The following is a 22,787-nucleotide window of genomic DNA, read 5'->3' as shown; positions in this document are numbered from 1 at the left end:
TGCCCCGTTTTATTTCCATCTTATTTATTTCTATAATTTATATAGAAAGTCTCAAGTGGCAGTTCAAACTATGGAAATAAAATATTCAGATACTTCTGTTCGATGGATGGAAGAGACTTTAAAAAAATTTAAAACTAAATGTGAACATGAATTAAGGAAGGACGAGCCTACAACAACCTCAATGAAAATTTTATATCATTACACAAATTTGAATAGTCTCAATCTAATTTTGTTAAATAGAAATTTTTTATTTTCTGATTTTAGATATTTGAATGACAGTCTCGAATTCGAATATGGCTTGCATTTAACTAAAAATATATTGGATGAATTAAGATTTAATAATAAGGAAAAGTTTTTAGATAAACTCATTTCATTGACTAGTGATCAACAAAATATCAATTTCTATATAAGTTGTTTTTCTGACATTTATACGAATTTATCTTTGTGGCGATACTATGCCGATGATGGTTGCGGTGTAGCTATTGGTGTAGATAGTAGGTTTTCTTTCGAACAGGAACAAATTGAAGAAAATCCATATCTAGGAAAAGTAAATTATGGGGAAGCTAGTTTTAATACATCTCTTTATAAACTAATAGGTAGAGTAAATTCTATAATCAATTGCCAGTGCTTCAAAAGATTGGATCAGAATAAACAAGAAGCAATGGAAAAGGCTCTTCATGCTGAATTGGCAGTATTTATTATTACTCTAAGCATTCTTATTAAACATCCCAGTTTCAAGGAGGAAGATGAGATAAGATTGCTTTTAATCGACGGAAAATATAGTAGAAGAGATATTCATCCTATGGGCTTCCATTATCCAAGGGAAAGAAGAAAGGAGTGTACTTTACCTTTTAATCATTGGGGCATTAATGAGACTCTGTCTATTTTAAATTATACTTCTACTAAAGAAAAAAGGTTTCTTATTTCTACTCAATTAAAAAAAGATAATTTTAAGGAAATTTGGATAGGGCCAAAATGTCAGCCTCATATAAAAGGGAGGATAATTAAAATGATAAATGAATTAGGTTACGATACTTCTTTAATGAAAATTGAACAGGTGAACTTACCCTATCAATAGTTTCCCCTTAAATTGTTGAGTTTGAATATTTAATTAATAAATCATCTTCGGTGTGTTTATCCCAATTTCTGCCACTTATAGTTGATTTCCATGCACTCATTTTTTCGTATAAATATTCCTTTTTATAACGCAAATACAAAAACTGGAATTATATAATACCCTGTATTATAATACAGGGTATCACCAAGAATTTCTTTTTATGAAACAATTTAAAATAAAAAAATTTAATAATGAAGCAAAACAGTCATCACTAAAAGATGAGTTATTAATTGATACAATAAATAATTTTTTGAAATTAAGTCGTGAAGAGCAAAAAAAATTTGCTCTAGGAGCTGGGCTTTTTAAATTAAGAATTGCTAGCAAAGAAGGGCGAGGGAAAAGTGGAGGCTCCAGAAGTATTTTAGCTTTTAAAAAGGATAATGGAGTTTTTTGGCTACATTTATTTGCTAAAAATGATAAGGGTAATGTGACCACATCAGAATTAAAAAAACTTAAACATTTAGCTGATATTATGCTTTCTCTAACAGAGGAGCAAATTGAGAGATTAAAAGAGTCAGGTGAACTTTTTGAGGTAAATGAAAATGTCTAACATTCAAGATACGATTAATAGTTTGGCAGAAGGGCTTTACAAGGCTGAAATTATTGACAAAAAAACCCTAAGAGAGCTTTCAGATAAAGATATTCCTGTATTACATGAATTTACAGGAGAAGAAATCCAAGCATTACGAAAAAAACAATGCTTAAGCCAATCGGTATTTGCAAAATATTTAAATGTTAGTCCAGCGATGGTTCGTAGTTTAGAGCAGGGCAAGCGTCATGCTCATGGCGCTATTTTGAAATTGCTAAATATAGTTGAATCTCATGGAATTAATGGATTGCTTTAATTCAGAAAGCGCAAAAACCGATGAGGTAAATCTTTTTTTAAAGTCTGATTAATATTTAAACCAGGCACTGAAGGTGTATTATTTTTCATGATTATTCTAATTCATATGTTGGGGTTGTCTGAAGACCTAACACTGCTCCAAAACGTTGTGAAGCAAAATTAAAAGAACAATAAGAAATTAATTTGCTAATTTCGCTCTATATCTTTATCTTTTAATGCTTTTGTATTGAAATTACTTTTGGTGTGTAGGGGGCTTTGCGTGTAAGTGATGAAATTACTCAAGTGGAATTGGCGAAGAGAGTAGGGTATCTAAACAATTTCTTAGTGATGTTGAGTATATTATAAAAGGTGTCAGGATTGCTTTTGCCAAGAAAATCTTAGATGCTTTAGGTTATTCCATTGAGCCCTTAATTGAGCTTCTAATTGGGATCAATTAAGAAGGTAGCATTTAAATATATTATTGGACTAAAACATGCTTCTTAAATGAACTATTTTAATAAAATAAAGGGGTAATAATTTCCAGTATGAGCCGAATATGCGGTAAAATTAATTTGCTTGAAGAGAGCTATGGCAATAAAATTTATTCGTTCCCATATTGTCAAGAATGATCATATTTGTATTGCGGTCCTCTGACATGCAACGGCTTAAAGCTTTTCCATCGTATGTCTGACTCGAGAATATTTCATTTGCTTCTTCAGATGAGCTAATTAAATCTTGTTCTCCTAAAGCACTTAGTATTTTACTTATGTAAATATTTTTTTCACTTTTAACTATATCTCCGATTTTAATTGGTTCGCGTTTTTCTGTAAGTTGTATTTCTAAGTAATTATCCCCAGTATTCTTGGGGTTGAGTTTGGATGTTTTGGTTTCACATTTTTTTTTAGGATTACCATATCTATAGGTTTCTTGTCCATTTTTGATAGGATCACTAAAAATTCCTATTAACTCGGCTTTTGTGAAACAAACATTATATTCTATAGTTATAGGAGTATCACTTGAATTTATAATATCAAAACTTTGAATCGTTTTATGTGCTAAGGCTGATTGGAATGCTAAAATCAGCAGTAAAAATAAAGCAAATTTCTTCATTTTTTTATATGTAGTGACAAATTAATGAATTATAATTGATCAGTTGGGGTATGTAAATACCACTTGAGCCACTATGTAGACAACGCACTTGCAATTAATCTGTATTGGTTCAACTGGTATAAAGACTCTAACTCTTTAAATGAGCTCTGTAAAAAATAGGTGTCTGGCTCTTCCTCTATATAAGGAAGAGGGTAGTTGCATAGCTAGTTGAATCCGCCGTGAAATTAACAGCATTAAGTCTGATTGCTGTGAAAAGTAGACTTTAAGCTAGAAAACTGATCTCGAAATAGTTCAACCCTTGAAAAAAGGTGTTGCAGATCAATTGATGTTGAAAAATAAAAATACATAAGAGAATAAGTAAAGCTCATTTTTTCTCAGATGCTCTTATCTTTCCATTTTTATCTACATAAAAATAACCACGGAATCCAATATGTTTGCAATCAAATCAAAATAGCCATGTTCCTTATTATTATAAAATTTGTAATTTGAGAATGGAATAAAGAGTGGATTTCTTGAGGATCCTAATTTATCTGAATTAAGTGTAGAGATGTATGTACATGGAATCATTAAAAAATAATTAAATTTTTCATTATATGTGTATAACCTAATTTACTCGCTTGATCTTAAACTTTCTTTTTTGATTAACTTTGGTGTTAGAGTATAAAAAATAGATGGTGCATATTTAAACATGTGTGAAATTTAAATTCAAATTGTTTATTGTAAGGATTGTCAAATCACAGCTGAATCTTGTTGGTACTAGATAGAGTAAATTGCACACCAAATGTAGTTTATTAAAGCCGCTGTTTTCGTGAACTGTAAAGGCTTTGTTTCTTAACCTTAATCCAGGTTGCCGTAGCTGAACTTTAGGCAGATCTATAGCTTCAAGGCATACCCAAAGAAGTTTTATTAAGAACACCACTACCAATCATGGCTTCTTGTTTTTGTCTTACAAAATCTCTGGCGTGCATCGTATTGCCCAGTATTTTTTGATAACCAAACATTGCAAGCTCGGATAGATTTCTCTTGCCATATTTCCTTTTTTTTCTGCCACATCATTCAACCGTACTCTTTGATTTCCTGAATATTTCTGTGCCGGCGCGATTTTGTTTTTTCAACAGCATTGGAACAAGGTGGGATAACCACATCAGCATGGGGAGAATGTTGAAGAATAGAATCATAAACTGATGTCTTGTCAAATGCTTCATCGCCTGTGAAATGGTCAATTACATCATCAAATTGTCCAATAAGGCATCAATCTGCTGATCATCTTTTCAAATCTATCAGTCAGAACACAGGCTTCTATATAGTGACTCTGATTGACACCAGCATGAAATTTTCGCCAGCTTGCTTTGCGAGATAATTCATATTTCTCAGTATGCCATTCACCACGACCAAATCGTTTTAAGCCAGTAGAGTCAATAGCATGAACTCCATCGACTGTCTTATCTGTTTTTTTGTACCCTGGGGTTTTGATATTTAAAACACAAAGCCTTTTGCTTAAGGTGCTGAAATCAGGACACTCCAAGTTTAATCTCATTATCTGAAAAAAGGAAATAATAAAACCTTGGGTTTGTCGTAGCGGTAGACGATATACCTGCCGTATCTCATGGCATGTGATAATGGCAAAATCTGTATAACGTTTTGGCGAACCGCTACCATCATATATCCTTTCTTGCTCATACCACTGGGATATTGCGTCCTCCGATAGCCAAACCTTAATGTTTCCTCGGTTGTTTAAATAGCAGTGAAGGATAACCCAATTAATCGCTATACTTTTAAACCCTTTGTTTATACAATAACCTCTGATCATCATATTAAAGAGGAATTAGCATGATTACGCTTGAAATTTTAGAAGAGGCAGTAGGTATCGAGCATCTTAGTGATAATGAGTATTCAGAGTTAGATACTCACACTCAGGAGTTGTTTTTTTCTTTTTCCAATGAAATGCAACAACCGCACTCTAATACGATTGTTAACTTATAAGAATGCCTAATCTTGTCGTTGTCGGTTCAGGAATAAAATCACTCGCTCATCTAACAGAAGAGACTAAGCGAGTGATCCGAAATGCTGATAAAGTGCTTTATTTAGTTAATGAAGAAATTTTAAAGAGTTGGATCTGCCGTGAGTCTAAAGAAGCTGAATCTTTGGAGCCTATCTATTTTAATTATCCCAAAAGAATAGATGCATACTATCATTTAACTTCCTATATGATTAGCGAATACCGTAGGGTTAAAAATTTATGTGTTGTCTATTATGGACATCCTACGGTTTTTGCTGCATCTGCATTAAATGCAGTCAAGCAAATACAAGCTGAGAGTGGTCAAGCACGAATTTTACCTGCAATATCTGCAATGGATTGCTTGTTTAGTGATTTGCAAGTTGATCCTGGTGAACAAGGTTGTTTTTCAATTGATGCTACAGAGCTGTTGCTTTATGAGCGTTCTATGGATGTTTCATCACATACTATCCTTTGGCAAGTGGCCAATCTAGCTTCCCATGATACACAATCGACAGCACAACTGTCTGTATTGACTGATTATTTAAATAAATACTATTCTTATGAGCAGCGTATATGTATTTATGAAGCAGCTATCTTACCCACGCTAAAAGCTAGGGTGGAATGGATAAAACTAGATATATTGGATAAATCAGATATCACCCCTACATCTACCTTATATATTCCTCCTAATCCCCAAAAGAAATTGAGTCAAAAATATGTCGATCTTTTGGGGATTAATATTAAAAACTATCAATTATCTACTGAGCTGAACACACCCTCTAAATAATTTCGCATCACTAGCAAATTTATTATTCTCAGCACAATAAGAAAACGAAAACCGCTGATCGCTATCAACTATCTCTGTAGAGTTTTTTATCTTATTAGATCCTGTTGCTTTGTAGTGATAAAAAGAGAATTGGATGTTTTTACTAACTTGATAGAGTGAGCTACCGCAAGCATCACCTTCTTCATCGGTAAATTCCTCTTGATAAGCAAGCAAAACATTTTTTAATATCTCAAGCTCAGTTAGCGTGCTATTACTTTGATTGGTTTTAAAGGTATTAATTTTAGAAAAGGGGCAAAGCAGAGGGTAATAAATGGTATCGTTCGGTTGATTTAACGAAGCGGGTACCATTAGGGTAGGCGTATATTCTAATCCGTAACATTCATTATAAATTTTTTGAAGATTATGAGCGGGTAAATACTGTTCATCAACAGCTGGCTTTACGCCTATTCCCGAGCCCATGCAGATATTGAAAATATATTTTGCGGTGTCCATAATGAACGGAGTGGGGCGGAAACGATTTATTTTTTTAGCACTTAAAAACAAGTCATTGCAAGAAGCATCATAAGTGCTTCGAGTTAATTTTTTTCTTAAGCTTTCCGAAAAATAGAGCTTTAATTTTAGCCATTTTTCATTATGCTTTACTTCCTTTATAAACTCTTCCGAGAAATAAAGTATTTGGCTGTGCCAATTTATTTTATTACTTTTATCTTGGAGAAGCTCTTTAAAAACAAGATAATGTTCATAAGGTGATTTCGGCGCAGGTAAAGAAACATTAAAATACTTAAGGATTCTTCCATGTTTTCGGGAGCAACCTATACTGGGTAGCATAAAAGAGGATAAGGCTCCAGAAGAGACTGATAAAACGTTATTCGCTACTGTTTTATCCTCATCAAAGACAATTTGCATATTGAAAATTGCTCCGGGCCCTTGTACGCAATCAGGAAAGATACGCTCATTTTCCCCAAAATAATGCCATTCACAATATTTATCCATAATCATGCCAAGAGGGAGGCTGTTTTTTCCATAACCTAAATGCTGAAATAACACAGGATCGGTATGCTTACTTTCTATCTTCTCTAACTTACCAGAGCTTGTAGGTAAGTAGGCGAAATTTCTAATACCAAAATGTTCTCCAAATTCGTAATGAGCAAGGAAAAAAGGAGTATTTATAGGAGCAATTTGCTCCATAACATGATAAATGGAGGGATTTACTGCTTTGATCTTATGTTTGATTTCATCCCAGGAAACCTGTTCAATTTTGTTCATCCTAAACACCTAATACGCAAGTATGGAATTTATCTTTATATGTAAAATTAGATAAATGAAAAAAAGACTTAATTGCAGGCAATTTTAATGTTAGAGTCGCACCGTTTTCAAGGGAAAGTTAAGGAAAAACATGACTGTTACGATTAAAAAAATGCCCAAAGGACTTATATCGCTTTATTTCATTCAAGCTTTTTCAACATTTGCCTATGCGATACTTTATTCTTCGCTGTCCTTGTATTTAACCAAGCAGCTTGGTTTATCAAACGTTGCTTCCAACAGCATCGTAGGATTATTTTTAGTGTTTAATTATGCACTTCATTTACTAGGAGGAGTGATAGGGGGCAATTATTTAAGTAATCGTGTGCTATTTCTCATTACTACAATTTTAAAAAGTATTGGGATTTTATTTCTTGCTTGGTCACAAACAATAACGTTGTATATGGGGTTAAGTATTTTCCTTATCGGTTGTGGCCTCAATACAACAAGTTATAACTCTTTATTAACACAACAGTTTGATGCAGAAGACAATCGCCGTGAGAAGGCCTTCTTTTGGAGCTATTCAGCAATGAATATCGGTTTTTTTGCTGGCTATATAGTTAGTGGATTTTACGATCAATCCAATTACTATGACTATTTATTCTATGCCAGTGCCTTGATTAATATGTTGACCGTTTTTTTTCTAGCATACAGTTGGAACGATTTAGCAGATCATAATACTTCCCTTAGTTTATTAAAAAATAATGTAATGAAGCACAAAAAGCATCTCTTTGGTGTTATAGGTATTTTCTTTCTCTTACCTTGTCTCATTTTTTGTTTTAATTCAGCTCAATTAAGCAATTATTTAGTTATGGCTATGAGCATTATTATGTTTTTTATAATTCTGTTTTTGGGATTGAGACAAAGAATAAAATCAGACAAACAAAAAATCATGGCTTATCTCATACTAACGGTTACTTCTATTATATTTTGGATGATCTATTTTACAGGACCGATGGGCATTACGCTGTTTATTAAAAATAATGTAAATAAACAATTTCTTAACTATGAGCTGCCAACACAATGGATTTTAAATATAAATGCAATCCTTATCATTATTGGGGCCCCATTAATGTCGAGTTTCATTAATAAACTTCAAATTAAAGGCTTTAAGATTTCTATTACTACCCAGTTTATATGGGCATTCATTATCTTAGCGCTTTCTTTTCTTTTTCTTGCATGTTCTGTTGTTTTTTCAAATGATCAAGGCTACTGCAATTTATGGTGGGTCGTCCTGCATTTTATAGCTCAGTCAATCGCCGAATTATTAATTGGGCCAGTGGGTTATGCAATGATAGGGCGCATTGCTCCAGCAAAACTACAAGGGCTTTTAATGGGAACTTGGATGATGGTGTCTGGGGTTTCAGCATCATTATCGCAATTATTTTCTAATGCTATGGTCAAAGCGGAATCTTCAGTTCCATTAGTGACTAATACGGATTATTTGCATGTATTTAATCAATTGAGTGCTTGGGGTTTACTTGGAGGAATCTTTTTATATTTACTTTCAGGAAAAATTAGATCCTTTATTGATGGTGCAGAGAAACAACAAAACACCATACTCGAAGCTGCTTAACGAATTTACAATATTAAAGAGACTGTGCTCTTAAATGATTCAAAATATATTTTACCCTCAGAAATTTCGAAGGAAAAAGAGTAATTTTTTCCCCTAAAAAGATATGGTTAACTTAGCTTTTAACGGAAAAGTTTTCTTAGGGAATATTGGGGAAGTATTAGATGAATCATTTAAACGATACTTGGGTATCTGGCTCTATTGTAAATTTTAATTATCAAAAAGAGGCTCAGAAGCCTCTGATCGAATTTATATTGAATTACAGTTGTTATGATTTATATACATTAGCAGAATTATTAGAAATTGAAGCGGTTATATTGCGCAATGTTCTGAACAGTAAATGCTATTTAAAACCGATTGTTGCTCTGAAACTTATCAATTGGTTTTTGGTATTGATAAGTGAATAGTATCATTAGGTTTTGTGTTTAAATTATACAGATATTTGGGATATATTTAAGGTATATTAATTAGGAAGAAATGTTAGGGATGTAAAAATTATTACTCCTACCGCGCATAATGTAGATGAAATTTGTAATTTATTGATTGAATCAATAACATTAAGTTGTGCTCCAGATTATGATAATGACCCTCAAATTATAAAAGATTGGCTCGCCAATAAAACGCCAGAAAATATATCTCAATGGATTAACTCCAAAAATAATTTATCTTTTGCGGCCGTTGAAAAAGATAAGATAGTAGGTTTTGCATTAATGAATAGAGAAGGCGAAATATTATTAAACTATGTTTTACCAAGTTATCTATATCAAGTGTGGGTCAGTTCCTGTTAAATGAAATGTAGTAGGTTGCAAAATCAAATGGTATTCAGGCATTAACGGCTATAAGTAGCATTACAGCAAAGAGTTTTTATGAAAAAAGAGGTTTCATTAAAACGGTTAGCCTGGATATGTTGGAAGTCTATTAGGAGATTTTCCACTAATTAAAGCCCTCTAGCGTAAACCTCATCTATATTTTTCCTGTAAAGAATTTCTATTGTAAGAAGCTCTAAACCCATTGTATTTACTGCGCTCACCTACTGTTCAATAAATTGGCCATTTGGCATTTCTTGGAGGAGTATTGTTATATTTCATCTCGGCAAAATCTTGTAATTTTGATCGATAGTTTGGTGGGGTTGCTAAATTAAGTTAGATTGGCCATGTGACCACAAATGTCTCAATTTGTATTTTATCCTATGGAATTTCTATAGAAAAATCATAATTTTTTCCCAAAGTTGGATGTGTTTAACTCGCTGTTTAGGAAGAAAAACTTTTAGGACTGCAAAACAAAATGATGGATTTTAATTAAGGAGTTTTAATGAATAATTCAGCTGTCAATTTAATAAGTAAACCCCTCGCCGAAATTTTTAATAGAGATCAAATCCCTAGTATTCGAAGTATCGAAGAAAATGGAAAACCAACCTATTTAGGCATTGTAAAAAATTTCCGCTCTATAGAGCAATTAGATCAATTCATTCCTCAAAATGGAAGGCTGGCAGCAAGTTGGGTAAGACTAGCAAAAGATGAAATATTAGAAGTGCATACTCATCCAGTTAGCTCATTATACATAATCACAGAAGGTGAGGCTTATCTATTAAATGGAATATCTCAGCAGTTACTTAAGAAAGGAGATATTATTACTATCCCTCCAGACGCTGATCATGGATTTATAGGAGCAGGTTTAAATGGATATTGGGGGCTTTCAATTCAGTTTGAGGAAAGAGGAATTTATGAAGATCCAAAGCAACCCCTTGTTAACTTCAAAGATCCATTTAACTATCTGAAAGAATTACAATTAATAAATTCCAAATATATGGAACGCTTTGAACAGAATGAAATTTTTAATGCATTAGGTGAAGAGCAACTATCAGAGAGTCAAAAAAATAAATTTTTAGATTACTTACAAATACTTTCTGACAATTTTCAAAAAATGGTCCTCATTAGAAGTGGACTTACTGATAATAAAGAATTCGAGTGCCTGTTTAAAGAACATTTAAAAGAAGAGTTTGGACATGATGAAGCATTAAGAAATAGCAGGGATAACCTGGTAAAGAGGGAAGATGCAATTTTTGAATCTTTATGTACGTGGTTCAACTATAAAATGCTAACTCTGGATAATTTGGAAAAAATGGTATTAGTGCACTTAGTCATCGAGTCTTCAGCTGATCTATTTTACAATAAAATTGGGCATATTTTTAATACCAATAAAATCACTCATTTTGAGTGCCATTCTGAGCACGATCATAGTCATAAAGATGTTGATCAAGATCTTTTTAAACATATTAATAAAAACACTTTTGATGCATTGAAAATAATTCAAAAACAAGGTTGGGACATTGTTGAAAAGCAGTATGAACGGCTTGCAGAGCTTATTTTAGATAAAGTAATGTGATGATAATTACAATTATTGGGTTAGGTGGAGTGGGGCAGCAATTGCTCCATTCTTTACTAAGTTCACCGCAGTTGTCAGGAAGTATTAGTGAAATAAATGTCATTTGTCATAATTCAACATTAATAGCAAAAGCCATATATGATGATATTTTGAGCAAAATATATACCTCTCATATATTTGGAGAGCAACAATTTCAGAATATTCCTCTGGTTAATTTTACCTTAAATTATGATTGTATAAGTAAGACTGATCTTCTGGTTTGTTGTTATGGTATACCTAGCACCTTTCCTCTTAAAGATAGGAACAGTCTTGCAAAAGATCATTTGAATTTAACAAATAACATTTTTAACAAAATCAAACCATTTGTTAAAGAAGGCTTAATAATAATCAATTCTGTTAATCCAGTAGATATAATTTCTTGGCATATATCGGAAGTTTCAGACGTTTTGAAAGAACGCATTTTTGGAATATCAGGGGCACATAATACTGCAAGATTTATGATGGCTATTGAAGAAGTATTAGGCTGCAAATACAGTGATATAAATAAGAATAGTTTGTTTGTTGTTGGTGAGCATGGAAAGTATTTCATTCCTCTAATCAATCTCATTAAAATTAAAGATGAGCTACTTATAGACATTGCATCATCTGCATCAATCAATAAGATAATTGACATTGCAAAAAATAAAGGCTTGGAAATATTCAACTCCAAAAAATCTCCCCCATGTTTTGGTCCTTCATCTGCAATTTATGAGTTAATCACTGTTTTGCTTATGGGCAAATCAAGCACGTATTGCGGCTCAATCTGGATGCAAAAATATAATTGTTTTCTTTCATGGCCATTTAAGATTATTGATGGTTACGTAACTCCTCTAGAAATAGATTTAACAGAAGACGATTCTAAAGAATTAATGGATTGTGCATTTCATCTTATTAACTTTAAAGAGAAATTATCCAATGGAAAAAATTCATAAAGATTCATTTAATGCTTTATATTCACTTTTTAAAGATGAATATAAATGGCTTTCTCCTTTAAACGGATTTTTTTGGTTAAATAATGAGCTTATTGAGAAATATTATAATTTTGGAAGTGGCTGCTTAAAATACCAAACAATCCTGGAAGAATTATTTTATCAAAACAAGCAAGTTGAATTTGATGTTACTTCAGATATAAAAAGAAATGGATTTTATTTAACCGATCACATTATTGGGATGTTAATGGTAATTATAATTGAGGCTAGGAGCGCTAATAAACAAATTTTAGACACTACACTGGCAAGTAAAATTTACCATGTGTTAACTAATTCTCCTGATTATCAAAACAAAGTTAATCAAAATACAATTCACCATGCAAATTGCATAAGACTTGGAGGCGTTATTTTAGATATTTATAAAAAAGTAAAAGCTAATATTACTCAAATAGAAAGTAATCTATTAACGTTAGAAAAAAAAGTTAAAAATGAAACGCTTGCGAATAATAAATTAATTCAGCAGGCTGAATTTTGTTATGAAAAAAAGAGTGAATTAAAATTAATTCGAGATAATATTAAAGCAATAAAGCTAAGGAAACAAACAGCTTTAAAACAAGCTGACTCTGTAAGCAAAGGAAAACTAATCACTTTACTCAATGATTCTATTGCCCAAGAAACAGAGGCTCTAAGAGCAAAAATTAAAGAATCATTATTATCTGCCGGATTATACCGGATTTATGAAGAGCGAAATCTTAACATCAAAAATTTAGAATATACCAAAGAGGAACTAACGAAAAAAAAGCAAGATAGGATAGATTCATTCCTATTAATTTTATTGGATGAATGCAATTTACAAGGATTAGATTCCGAGTTTGTGAGAGATTATTTACCAATAGAAAAATACCATCGTTATGTAGAAGAAAAAGTACTTTGTTTTATAGAACGTAATGATCCCCAATTGGAACTTTTAAATAAAGGAGCTCAAGAGCTTGCTAAAGCGTTCGAATATTTAATTTTAGATGATTTCCAATGGCAGAAAGTCGTTAATATTTTATTAGGTTTCTTATGGTTAAAAGTAGGTGGAACTCCAGAGAGAGTCTATCAGTATATTTCGATTTTAAAAAACTACAGCCCAGGAGTTTTTAAACATACTCTATCTGATGAAAAATTTTGCTCTTTATCCCATGATTTATTTTATAGTGAAGTGTTTGGCCGTTTTTTCCCTCCACTTTGTATCACTACCACCTGCACCCCTAACAGCGATACAACAATAACTTTTTCAGATTGCGGAGAAAGTTCATTAAGAAATTTTATTAACATATTGATTAAGAATAATGACGAATTCATCCTGGATTCAAGCTATTTAGAAAAAACGAACCTTAATATAGATGCAAGAGTCATTAAATTTTATAAAGACAATAATAGTATTTTAGATATTAAGAAAATAGAAAGTCATAATCAATGGGCTCAAATTGTCTCTAAATTAAACACATTGGACCCTTCAATTAAATATTTATCGCCCAGGAATAAATCATATTGTGAGCTCGCAGCTGGGGGCCGTAACATGCTTAAAGTGCTGAAAATTCTTTTTGGTACCGATGATGTTGTTAAAATTTGTGAGGAAATTTCGTTAACTTCTAATAAAAGAATCGAATGTGATTTATCTCAATTTTACCCTGAAAATGACAATATTTGTGACTATGAAAATTTCATTAAAATTACAATTAATAAGACGTATGTTTTTTATTGGTATTTTTTAAAACAACATTTCAGGTGCAAAACTACCGATTTAAATAATGAAGAAAATGAATTAAAAATTAATAGCTTGCATGAAATACATAAATGGTTTATAAGTAAACAGATTGATTTTAATTCTTATAGAAATATTATTAGTTTTATTACTAAAGAGATGCATATTAAGGATGTATTAGATTTGTGTAATAATCTCGATATTGGGCAAAATCAAAAGTTAGAGCTAGTATTTACTGCTAAATTAAACTCAATAGACTCTATGTTTGATTTTTGTATGGCAGTACTCAGCAGAGACGAATTAATTTGCGAGAGTACTTTGATTATTATCACTCGCATCATCGATAGAATTACAGATCATCCTGTTATTAAGGAACAAACTAGGGCATTAGTACAATTAGTTAAGAAACTCCAGATTGAACCTCTTTATCCAGTTTTGGAACGCTGGTGGACCAATTAACTAATTCTCATTGCAGAATTGTACATGGAGTATATTGTGAATAAGAAGCTCTCTCTTTTTGTAATCATATCCTCATCATTAATAACATTAATGACGAGTGATATTTTTTTGCCTAGTATGCCGCAAATAGCGGAGTATTTTGCTGTAGACAACTCTAAGGCTCAGCTTTCAATATCATTATTTTTAGGTGGACAAATACTTTCCACACTTTTCTGGGGTCCCTTATCCGATAATATTGGAAGAAGAAAATCTTTTTCAATGGGAATGTATTTATTTTTTTCAGGCACAATAATTTGTATTTTAGCTACTAATATTTATACATTTTTATTGGGTAGAATAATACAAGGTATTGGAGGTGTTGTTGCTCCTGTAGTTGGATGGGCTTTGATTCAAGACATGTACCCTAAAGATAAAAGTGCCGGAATTATGTCCTGGATAGGAAGTATTATTGCTCTAGGACCAATGATTGCTCCAGCACTAGGTGGACAAATCACAAATTACTTTCACTGGAAGGGCGATTTTTATTTTATTGCGTTCATTACTGGTATTATCTTGATAGGGCTATCCGCGCTACCACGGAGCCGCTTAACAACAAAAAAAATGGGTTCAACAAAACATGCTATAAAACAATATTCAAAGATTTTAACGAATAAATTATTTGTAAGTTATGTTTCGTTATTTGCATTATTAGCATGTGGCCAATGGTGTTTCTTAACTATGGCTCCATTTTTATATGAAAATACAATGCATTTATCTGCTGATAAAGTTGGTTTTTTAATGGCTTTAAGCGCATCTTTTTTCATTATGGGAACAACATTAGCGTCTCGTCTGCTGAATAAATTGGGAATTGATAGACTTATTAGTATGGGCACTAAATTATCAACCTTTAGTGGAGCAATATTACTAGGATTTCATTTTACGGGCATTTATAACCCGATTTTTACCTCATTGGCATTTGGATTTTATCTTTTTTGTGCGGCTTTATTATGGGGAGCAAGCTCATCAAGAGCGTTACAATGCTATGAAGAGCAGAGAGGTGCTGCATCTTCAATCCGAAGCTTGCTAATGATAGGTTTTTTTGCCGCGGGTAGTTATCTGGGTACATTAATAAAGAATGATAGTCTTTTAGATGTATCCATAATACTTATTATTTTATCTATTAGTTCGATTTCGGTTCATTTTTCTACAATGCCAGAGAAGAGCAAGATAACTTTAGTAGATAATGCTTAGGCTCGTTTATGGTGGAAGTGTCGTGTGAAAATTGGAACTGGTTCAATTCAAAAAATAATGGAAAAATGGAGCCAACCCATGCACAATTAGGTTTTAATTATCTCTCAGTTACAAATATTTTTTGAAGGACGGTTGGACTGGGAGTTAAGTTAGAATTTCTAAGCTGATACAGTTAAATGAACACTCTCTTTAATTTTTATCGGGTTTAAAATAGGTGTGTCCTTTTATTCCTTGAGGAATAATATTGTGTTCTTTCATTCTTTGTAAAATTTTGAGAAGCTTCTGTTTCGGAAATCGTTTTTTTGAGAAATGCCAATTATTATGAAATTCCTCAATGATAATTTCATCTGTAATTTCTTTTTTATCAATTAGAAGATCATTCCAGCACGCAAATAATGTAGCTACAACTTCAGCCTGATCAGTGTTGAGATCTTTGAACTTGTTGATGATCTTTTCTAGTTCTATTAATTCATTACCAAAAATTTCTTTCTTAATATTTTCGATATTGTCGATATTTTTTCCTGGAATGTATTTAACTCGTTTGCCTTCTTGCGCTGTTGTGAAGTAACCTTTATCAAACGCTAGTTTTTCTATACTAACTTTTTTATTGTAAAGGATATTATAATCAACTGGCCCAGCTACTTCTCGATAATACTTTGTTTTTAAGTTTTTCTTGCTCATCATATCTGCGATGTAAAATACTTTTGCAAATTTTGTTTTACCAAAGCCTTTACTGTTACACAAAGATTTAACTATCATGGTACCTAGTGTTAATCGTACTTCGTTTACGGGGAATATTCGTTTTGGTTCATTCACTATATCTATCACATAGTTTTTTAGAGATGAACCAAAATAATTAATTTGATGAGGGTTAATTAATAACTCGAAAAACAATTTCTTCGTATCTTTTAACAAAGCTCTCATGTCTTTTAATAAGTTTAATAAAATCACGTCATCTCTTTCTCTGGCATAATCCAGAATTTGGACAATACCAGCATTTGGAGTTAGTGTGCCTTCACCAATAAAATATTTCCTCTTATAGGCGACTTTTATTTCGGATGAGTAATGAAATCTACTTTTCCATTCTTTGTATAATTTAAGAACTGCATTGACTAATTTTTTTGGTAAAAAATCTTTATCTGATTCTTCCAAAAAATCAGTTGACATAATTTTTGACCAAAATGAGTCTGGATAATTGGGTGACATAGGATTAGAGCAATATATTTCGTTTAAACCCTCAACGGGGTTATTAGCAGGGAATGATGTTTCTATACAATCATTTTCAGCAAACCCAATTGCAAAGCTATACCAAGTGGCTATTTTTTCTTGTTTTTCTTTTAAAGTGGGTGTCCAAATTTGCATAGCATCAGTCCACATTGGAGGGGGATTATCAACAAATGTTTTTGTTAAGGCGTACCACAAGAATAATTTTTTGGCATCTAAATAATTACTTGCACAATAACCTCGGCTGTCAGGTTGGCCAGAAAAACATCTGTTTCTTCTTACTCTCAGAAAGCGCTCATCTAAAGTAAACCAAGGAACATTTTTCATTTCTGCAAATGTCCTGCAAGGTGTTAAGTCTTCCATAAAACCTATAGTATTACCATCACGATAGCCATATGCGCTATTATTATTTAAGCGGGCATCATCTTTTGGTAGCCCACCACAAAATATATTACTTACTTCATTTTTACGCCTATTTCTTATTAAATCTTTTCTGGTTAGATGAGACCAGTCTTTGATACTTTTCCTTTCCATACCAAAAGGTATTAAAATAGTTTTTTTATCAGAAATTATTTTTTTACAAAATGTATCTACAATTTCACTTTCTTTCCAATCTACCTCACATAATTGTTTCTTCTTTAACCAAGTTAAATCACGCAACTCGATAGTAATTTCTGGATAAGTAATTTTCTGATTTTTATAGGACCAAATTGTAAATGCAATTGGAAATTTTCCTTTTAAATCAAAAAATTCTTTCCCATCAAAGAGTGCACCACCCATGTAACCAAATGAGTTGAAAATCTCTTGCTTTAGTTTAGAAAAAGATTTTCTATTTGTTAACCATGCAGATTTTGTAAATAGGAGTAGTCTAGTATCGCCAGGCAAACCACTTTCCACTACTTGATCGCAAATTAATTTCATTTGTGCTAGGAAACAACAATAACGTTCCGCTTGGGCCTCTTTACCAATACAATTAATAATTGATTGGTGTATGGAGTAATTTATTGATTCAGCAGAAGTATCATCATCTCCTCGATAGGGCGGGTTACATAAAAAGGCAATTGGCTTATCAAATTTCTTTCCTATTTCTTTTAACGCTTGCTCTACAATATCGATATAATCTTTTGCACTTTTATCTAAAAAATTTAAACCTTCGCCTGTTCCTACTTTTGGAACTACCGTAAACCTACCAGCATGCCAGGGATCTTTCTTCAATCGTTGATCTACAGCATATAAAAGGTCAGGTTCAAGCTCGCTAACAATCTTGTGCCGTAATTCTAATGGCGACCTCCAGTTAGTAACTAAATTTCCACTACCACAAGCAGGATCAATAACAATATAGTTTTTACCTAAATCAGGAATGCTTTGTTTCACTAACCACATTACAAATTTTGAGAGATTAAGATCGGTAAAATATATACCATGTTGTACTCTAAAATTTTTATCAACGCTATCTATAGCCTTATCATATTGAGCAAAAAACTCATCCATATTTTCAATATCTGATTGATCAATATAATAATTTTCCACAAATTTTTTAAATTCAACCCTTCGACCTGGAACTAGATATCTTATTGCTTCGCCAGAAAGAGAAGCTTGTGTTTGGTCTCGTTTACTTAAAGAAACAATAGAGTTTTCATCCCAACTGTAAATCATTGTGTAAAAAGCTGCGACAGCTTTAATAGGTTGTGTGTAGTCAAAAAATTGAGCAAGTTCTTTTAGTATTTTTGTAAAGTTAGTCGGAGTAATTTTCAATCTAACTTTTTCACAGGATCTTAATGTGTTCTCAAAAGAAGCAATTTTATCTACGAAGTACTGCTGATTTTCATTGAATAAAAGAAACATTTGATCGTCAGACCAAATTGCTTTCTCGAAGACCTGTTTTTCAAGGTGCTTATAATCTGAGGCTATTTTTTTACCTATTGTGCTAGAAGCGCCTGAAGACGTGAGGCATGCCTCAATTATATCATCAGGGAGATCATTTATTTTCCAGACACCCAAGAAGCCTTTTGTAGCTACTACAATAACCGAAAAATCAAGATCCCTCTTATAAGCTAATCCCTGAAATAGTCCACTGTACCAGTCTTTTGTTTTGCCTTTAAGTTCTAAAACAAAATGACCTTTTACATAACCATCGCTTCTGCTTGCATCAGATTGACGAGTAAAGTTAGGAAATATCTTTCTAAAATAACTTAAAGCTAGATCTTCATTTGCTTTTTCATGAGGCTGGCCTAAATATCGAAGCAATCCTTCAATATGAGCAGGTAAGCTATTTTTAGACATTATATTCCCTTACGATTTAACCGATTATATTTTGGCCACTAATTAAAATTATAGTTCTTTATTTATAGTTCACTTTCATAATAATTTAGTTTTGAATCAATCTGTAAAAATGTAATCAGCATGAGAAAAATGTATTTATATTCAAACATTGCCCCGTCAGAGCCACATGAGGCTTTGAGTTTTAATATATATTGAATTTACAATGACATTAACCATCAATTGACTATGGGCTGCATTAAACACAGTAATGTAATTCATAGAAAACCTTACCAGTTATAAGCGAAAAGGATTTAAAGCAGAAAACCTAGTTCAAAGATTGGTTTGTAAGTCATATAGTAATATTCCCTTCGTATCTTATTGGATATCGATATTTATCGTTTCTTTTCAAGAAATTACGTGATATTTCGGATGGAAAAATACAGATGGTGGGCGCAGCTGGAATCGAACCGAGCGACTTCTGTAAAGTAAGAACAGCACTCTACCACTGAGTTATGCGCCTTTAGTAGGGGCAAATTTTATCAAACATTAAGGTGTCTGTCGATCATTAACCGATTGATTTTTAATGTGTTGTTCAGTGAATAAATAGGCTATGTCCTATTGATAGATTATTAACCTGGCAACAAGAAAAAGAATTATTGAAAGAATGGAGTTTGGGGTATTATTAAAAGCGTTTGAATCATTCTAAATCTCTTTATTAGTGCCATTAGCCTCTACAACTGAGTTATCCTCTGCCTTAACATAACAAAATAGAATTAACTCCTCGTCAACGACAATCTGGTTGTTTGTATTACTAGGTAACACTGAAAATAAATAGTGTTTTATTATAATTTTTTACTGTGGCTGCTAAATTTTCAACGCTCTACTTAAACTAATCAGTGTGCCAATAATGATACCATGAGTTTCTGTGCCAACCTTAACATTGGCCCAATCTGGATTAAGTGCAATGAGTTCAAATTCTAAAACGGATTTTGAAGCAGATAATTGTTTGTATTTGCGAATAATGACTTCATTATCCTGTTCTAATTTAGCCACCACAAAATCTCCAGGATTAGGTTGAGTATGTGGATCCACAACAGCCACATCTTTAACCTTTAATTCGGGATACATGCTGTCGTCTTTTATTTCCAGTGCAAATACATGCTCGCCAACGCGTTCAGCCAGCGGGGCACTAATTGGAATCAGTTTCACTTTGTCTGAATAACTTTCACTCTTAATATCATGAATGATTGGTTCAGGATTACAGGCCTGTTTAAAATCTAAAATAGGAATCAAAGCACCTAGCCCAGGAGCTTGTTTTAGCTTTCCTTGTTTGTCGTCCGACAAACACATTAAAAAAGCAGGGGCAACCTCGAGGGCATGCGCCAGTTGTTTTATTTCATTAGGTCCAGGAGTGCGTTCTCCGCGTTCATAATTGTTAATCCGTGATACTTTTAGGTTCTCAGTGAGCTCTGCAAGCGCTTTTCGAGTTAACCCTTTAGCAAGACGTTCATTCCTAATTCGGTTACCAATTTTTTCTTTAATGCTCATATCCGTTTGTACATAAGTAATTTTTAAAAAATAGAATAACACATATTGATTAATTCTCAATATGTGTTAACTTATTATTTTTATGCACATAACGTGCATTTAAGCACGATATGTTTCTATTCTCGGTTCAAGGAAATGAAGAGGACAAAATGTACTTCATGATTAATGAAGAAGAATTAGGGGCTTTATGTGGGTTACCCCACATTCAGCAGTTAGCCTATTTAAGAGGGATTAGGCCTTATATGAATGTGAAGACATGTCTCGTTGGTATAGAGCGAGGTATTAGCTATCAATCGATTGCCGAACAGCTCTATGTAGAGCCTCATCAAGGCATTAAAAGTTCCAGTTTTTCTCGGGCACAAATTAGGCGCGCTTTGGCAGGACTAGAGCGTGCTGGGCTTATTCAATTTCAATCGGAAGAAAAGCAACTTATTTTAAAATGTAATTTAGCAATTACGGATTATTGTGCGCAAAAAAAAGCCGTCACAAACCCGTCATCTCAACCCGTTCCAGTCGATTCCTTAAAAAGCATTGAAAGCACTGGGTTTTCTGGCCATAAGCTAGCAAAAGCCGACACAGGTGAACAGGAGAAAGCCGTCCTACCTCATAATTTAAATAATAATTATTTATTTTTATATACGCATTTCAATCAATTTTGGGCTGTTTATCCCAACAAGAAATCACAGCAAAAAGCTTGGCAAGAGTTTCAAAAAATTAATCCTAACGAATCACTGGTGAAGAATATGCTAGATGCGTTGACACTACAAATTCAACAACATGAAGCGTTACAAGATGCTGGCCATTGGGTTCCAAACTGGAAAAATCCAGCTAATTGGTTAGCACAACATTGCTGGAATGATGAATTAACCCCTGTTACAACTTTGGAGCAAAACCATGCAAAGAATGCAAGATATTCTACAAAAAAATCGCCCATTGAACACTTCAGCGAATCCTGTAGTGATGCACCTTTCGAATTTGAAGAAGATCCCAAACCAGACACCAGTTCAAGCAACATCGTACAGTTCAGAACGGCCTGAAATCAAAGATACACGAATTGATACTTTGTTTTTTCGCTTCGGAGCTATTTACGGCCATCTGTGGTTGAGCTTGCATCAAAATGAAAGGCTATTGGCGTTTGCTAAAAAAGAGTGGTCTGAGGGGCTGTGCTCTTTTGATAACACCACAGTAAAAGAGGTATTGTTAAAGTGTCGGGAGCAAAACGCTTATCCACCGACACTGCCTCAGTTCATCGAGCAGTGTAAAAACATAAAAAAACGCAAAGAGGCGTATGTCTCTTCAGGATATGCCAAAGATCATATATGCCGTCCTGATATAGCAAAAAAGCATCTTAAAAATATGCTGGAATTTTTAAAACGATAATTATTGATAGGAGAAAACGATGTTGATTTTAAGTAGGCGTGTCGGTGAAAGCGTTGTCATTAATGGTGAAATCATTTGTACGGTTCTTGGTTTTAAGGGCAACCAGGCTTCTTTAGGCTTTGATGCGCCTGAGGATGTAGTGATTCATCGAGAGGAGATTTTTAAAAAAATTCAGGAGGAACAAATCGAGCGCATTAAGGAACAGGCGGCTTAGTTATCCAACGTTTGCCTGGGCATTTGTTCAGGCAATAGAGTCTAACGAGGTGAGAGTATGAGTTTAGTAGAACCACTACAAAATAAAGTCTCGAGTTGGATTCAAGGATGGCCTATAAAAACGATTCTTTTTTTTAGTATTTATTTTATTGCCCGTTTGTGTTTTGCAGAAGATGCTTTGGTAGATGCAGAGCCCGTAATCAAAGACACTTATAACGGATCGCTTAAAACCTACCTATACGTAGGTGAGGCAGTAGCTGCCATAGTAACGCTAATTTTTACGCGTAACATTAAGCATTTAGGTGGTGTATTGCTTCTTGCGGTATTTCTGAACATCGTTGCACGACTTGCAGGGTTTATCTAATGGATCAGGCGCAAAAATATAAGACACCACAATACCTTAATGAGCCTTATCGTTTGATTCTGTTCACTTTGGATGAAGTGTTCGTTGTAGTCACCATACTTTATTTTTTGGGTTTTGTGTGTGAATTAGTGATTACTTCAATGGTGATGAGTTGCTTCGTTTTGTTTTTGATGAAGCGCATGAAGGGCAATGAAGGCCCTTCGTTTTATACCCATTTATTTTATTGGTTTTTTTCAATAGCACCTAAGTTACGAGCAACACCACCCTCATGGATACGAGAATTTTTAGGATAA

General features: G+C 33.1%; 21 protein-coding genes and 1 pseudogene. 17 read left to right on the top strand and 5 right to left on the bottom strand.

Annotation, left to right across the window (positions count from 1 at the left end; genetic code table 11):
• Nucleotides 1-55: 55 nt before the first annotated feature.
• From EKG34_RS17270 to EKG34_RS17260, 3 genes are all read left to right on the top strand, one after another.
• Nucleotides 56-1,078, top strand: coding sequence for a DUF2971 domain-containing protein (locus tag EKG34_RS17270; protein WP_080619746.1), 1,023 nt, complete (start codon nucleotides 56-58; stop codon nucleotides 1,076-1,078).
• 199 nt (nucleotides 1,079-1,277) lie between these two features.
• Nucleotides 1,278-1,667 carry a type II toxin-antitoxin system RelE/ParE family toxin gene (locus EKG34_RS17265; RefSeq protein ID WP_080619747.1) on the top strand — a complete coding sequence of 130 codons (390 nt, stop codon included), beginning with the start codon at nucleotides 1,278-1,280 and terminating at the stop codon, nucleotides 1,665-1,667.
• Nucleotides 1,660-1,962, top strand: a complete 303-nt coding sequence (locus EKG34_RS17260) for a helix-turn-helix domain-containing protein (RefSeq protein ID WP_165391558.1) — start codon at nucleotides 1,660-1,662, stop codon at nucleotides 1,960-1,962. The genes EKG34_RS17265 and EKG34_RS17260 overlap by 8 nt, the downstream gene beginning before the upstream one ends.
• A 545-nt stretch (nucleotides 1,963-2,507) precedes the next feature.
• On the opposite strand, the gene EKG34_RS17250 is transcribed toward EKG34_RS17260, so the two are convergent.
• Both EKG34_RS17250 and EKG34_RS18740 read right to left on the bottom strand, forming a co-directional pair.
• Nucleotides 2,508-3,050, bottom strand: a complete 543-nt coding sequence (locus EKG34_RS17250) for a hypothetical protein (RefSeq protein WP_080619749.1) — start codon at nucleotides 3,048-3,050, stop codon at nucleotides 2,508-2,510.
• Between the two features lie 881 nt (nucleotides 3,051-3,931).
• Nucleotides 3,932-4,812 (bottom strand): annotated as a pseudogene (locus EKG34_RS18740) (IS5 family transposase); the annotation flags it as partial.
• A 68-nt stretch (nucleotides 4,813-4,880) separates the two neighbouring features.
• Between EKG34_RS18740 and EKG34_RS18345 the strand changes: the two are divergent.
• Entirely contained in the window at nucleotides 4,881-5,033 is a 153-nt protein-coding gene (locus EKG34_RS18345) for a hypothetical protein (protein WP_165391557.1), read from the top strand.
• A gap of 2 nt (nucleotides 5,034-5,035) precedes the next feature.
• Nucleotides 5,036-5,836 (top strand): SAM-dependent methyltransferase, encoded by an 801-nt coding sequence (locus tag EKG34_RS17240; RefSeq protein WP_080619751.1) that lies wholly within the window; start codon nucleotides 5,036-5,038, stop codon nucleotides 5,834-5,836.
• Here the strand turns inward: EKG34_RS17240 and EKG34_RS17235 are convergent.
• Nucleotides 5,804-7,102, bottom strand: a complete 1,299-nt coding sequence (locus EKG34_RS17235; RefSeq protein WP_080619752.1) for a hypothetical protein — start codon at nucleotides 7,100-7,102, stop codon at nucleotides 5,804-5,806. The genes EKG34_RS17240 and EKG34_RS17235 overlap by 33 nt on opposite strands.
• A gap of 130 nt (nucleotides 7,103-7,232) precedes the next feature.
• On the opposite strand from EKG34_RS17235, the gene EKG34_RS17230 reads away from it, so the two are divergent.
• The 7 genes from EKG34_RS17230 to EKG34_RS17200 all read left to right on the top strand — a co-directional run bounded on the left by EKG34_RS17230 (nucleotide 7,233) and on the right by EKG34_RS17200 (nucleotide 15,503).
• Nucleotides 7,233-8,714, top strand: coding sequence for a peptide MFS transporter (locus tag EKG34_RS17230; protein WP_080619753.1), 1,482 nt, complete (start codon nucleotides 7,233-7,235; stop codon nucleotides 8,712-8,714).
• 161 nt (nucleotides 8,715-8,875) lie between these two features.
• On the top strand, nucleotides 8,876-9,118 hold the full coding sequence (locus tag EKG34_RS17225; protein ID WP_080619754.1) for a hypothetical protein: 243 nt from the start codon (nucleotides 8,876-8,878) through the stop codon (nucleotides 9,116-9,118).
• 132 nt (nucleotides 9,119-9,250) lie between these two features.
• On the top strand, nucleotides 9,251-9,499 hold the full coding sequence (locus tag EKG34_RS17220) for a GNAT family protein (protein WP_080619755.1): 249 nt from the start codon (nucleotides 9,251-9,253) through the stop codon (nucleotides 9,497-9,499).
• A gap of 523 nt (nucleotides 9,500-10,022) precedes the next feature.
• Nucleotides 10,023-11,096 (top strand): cupin domain-containing protein, encoded by a 1,074-nt coding sequence (locus EKG34_RS17215; RefSeq protein ID WP_080619756.1) that lies wholly within the window; start codon nucleotides 10,023-10,025, stop codon nucleotides 11,094-11,096.
• Entirely contained in the window at nucleotides 11,096-12,067 is a 972-nt protein-coding gene (locus EKG34_RS17210; protein ID WP_080619757.1) for a lactate/malate family dehydrogenase, read from the top strand. The genes EKG34_RS17215 and EKG34_RS17210 overlap by 1 nt, the downstream gene beginning before the upstream one ends.
• Entirely contained in the window at nucleotides 12,051-14,273 is a 2,223-nt protein-coding gene (locus tag EKG34_RS17205; protein WP_080619758.1) for a hypothetical protein, read from the top strand. The genes EKG34_RS17210 and EKG34_RS17205 overlap by 17 nt, the downstream gene beginning before the upstream one ends.
• Nucleotides 14,274-14,309: 36 nt before the next feature.
• The gene (locus EKG34_RS17200) at nucleotides 14,310-15,503 is read left to right on the top strand and encodes a multidrug effflux MFS transporter (RefSeq protein ID WP_223800025.1); all 1,194 of its coding nucleotides are present in this window, start codon (nucleotides 14,310-14,312) and stop codon (nucleotides 15,501-15,503) included.
• 189 nt (nucleotides 15,504-15,692) lie between these two features.
• Here the strand turns inward: EKG34_RS17200 and EKG34_RS17195 are convergent, their stop codons facing one another.
• Nucleotides 15,693-19,010, bottom strand: a complete 3,318-nt coding sequence (locus EKG34_RS17195) for a hypothetical protein (protein WP_080619760.1) — start codon at nucleotides 19,008-19,010, stop codon at nucleotides 15,693-15,695.
• A gap of 843 nt (nucleotides 19,011-19,853) precedes the next feature.
• Nucleotides 19,854-20,537: a helix-turn-helix domain-containing protein gene (locus tag EKG34_RS17185; protein ID WP_080619970.1), complete on the bottom strand. Its 684-nt coding sequence runs from the start codon at nucleotides 20,535-20,537 to the stop codon at nucleotides 19,854-19,856.
• Between the two features lie 149 nt (nucleotides 20,538-20,686).
• Here EKG34_RS17185 and EKG34_RS17180 point away from each other — a divergent pair, with 149 nt between their 5' ends.
• The 5 genes from EKG34_RS17180 (at nucleotide 20,687) to traL (ending at nucleotide 22,787) form a co-directional block, all read left to right on the top strand.
• Nucleotides 20,687-21,574 (top strand): Vir protein, encoded by an 888-nt coding sequence (locus EKG34_RS17180; RefSeq protein ID WP_080619761.1) that lies wholly within the window; start codon nucleotides 20,687-20,689, stop codon nucleotides 21,572-21,574.
• Nucleotides 21,575-21,665: 91 nt separating this feature from the next.
• Nucleotides 21,666-21,917: a Vir protein gene (locus EKG34_RS17175; RefSeq protein ID WP_226910789.1), complete on the top strand. Its 252-nt coding sequence runs from the start codon at nucleotides 21,666-21,668 to the stop codon at nucleotides 21,915-21,917.
• Nucleotides 21,918-21,936: 19 nt separating this feature from the next.
• Entirely contained in the window at nucleotides 21,937-22,131 is a 195-nt protein-coding gene (csrA, locus tag EKG34_RS17170; RefSeq protein ID WP_080619763.1) for a carbon storage regulator CsrA, read from the top strand.
• A gap of 57 nt (nucleotides 22,132-22,188) precedes the next feature.
• Entirely contained in the window at nucleotides 22,189-22,494 is a 306-nt protein-coding gene (locus tag EKG34_RS17165) for a fimbrial protein (RefSeq protein WP_080619764.1), read from the top strand.
• Nucleotides 22,494-22,787 carry a type IV conjugative transfer system protein TraL gene (gene traL, locus EKG34_RS17160; protein ID WP_080619765.1) on the top strand — a complete coding sequence of 98 codons (294 nt, stop codon included), beginning with the start codon at nucleotides 22,494-22,496 and terminating at the stop codon, nucleotides 22,785-22,787. Before EKG34_RS17165 ends, traL begins: the two co-directional genes overlap by 1 nt.

The organism is Legionella longbeachae (assembly GCF_004283175.1).
Classification (GTDB): domain Bacteria; phylum Pseudomonadota; class Gammaproteobacteria; order Legionellales; family Legionellaceae; genus Legionella; species Legionella longbeachae.
The sequence above is the reverse complement of the archived record's forward strand: the minus strand, read 5'-3'. Positions and strand labels throughout refer to the sequence as shown.